Source organism: Rhodococcus sp. FG69 (assembly GCF_057808915.1).
The window spans coordinates 1-466 of sequence record NZ_JBMDIX010000123.1 but is presented as its reverse complement, the minus strand read 5'-3'; the positions used below and the strand labels follow the sequence as shown (position 1 = coordinate 466).

Annotated in this window: 1 protein-coding gene; it reads left to right on the top strand. The window is 67.4% G+C overall.

What is annotated here, in order from left to right:
* The coding region (locus tag ACODSO_RS29255) for a hypothetical protein (RefSeq protein WP_489040093.1) at window positions 1–466 on the top strand (466 nt) is incomplete at both ends.

The window sequence follows — 466 nt, the reverse complement described above, 5'->3', positions numbered from 1 at the left end:
GGCCTGCTGGTGGAGCTGACCCAGTCCGAGGCCTTCCAGACCGCACGGCGTACACGGTCGACCGCGGATACCGGGACGGCACAGACAACCGACACAGCACAGGACACCGAGACGGTCGGTCCGAGACGCTCTGCCGGACCCGCTGGCACGAGCGAGGACTCAGCGGACAGTCCAGGCAACAGCGAAAGTAGCAGCGGTCCGGACGACAGCAGAAGCAGCAGCGGCGGCCCGGATGACAGCGATGATCCGGACTCCGAAGGTCCGGACGACGGTGACGGTTCAGACGACGGTGACGGTTCAGACGATGGCGGGGGACTCGACGGTGACAGCGGCCCCGACGACGATCCAGACGGCGGCGGTAATTCTGGCGGCGGTGGCCCAGACGGGGGTGGCGGTCCGGACACCGATCCGGCCCGAAAGACGCACTCCGCGAACGAAACCACCCCACCACCGACATCCGAAAAAC